We start from the raw sequence: 284 nt of genomic DNA on the forward strand, positions 1-284 counted from the left end.
TGGCTGCGCAACAATCCATACGTCGACATCGCTGATCAGATCGATCAGGTGATGCTCAAGTGGCGGGCTGAGGGCAAGGCCACGCGCCGTAACTGGCGGCAGATCCTTGCTGGCTGGGCCGACGGTCGCCCCCGCATTGCAGGAACATCACGTTCCCGGTCCTGCGCGCAGCACGGGCTTCGACAAGGGCTTCCGCCGGACGTTCCGGGAGTACTTTGCCGCAATCCCGAGGAAGAACCGCCGCCCATCCGAGTCAGTCCGCGCTGGAAGCCGAAATGCCGCCG

The sequence above is a fragment of the Luteitalea sp. genome (assembly GCA_009377605.1).
Taxonomy (GTDB): Bacteria; Acidobacteriota; Vicinamibacteria; order Vicinamibacterales; family Vicinamibacteraceae; genus WHTT01.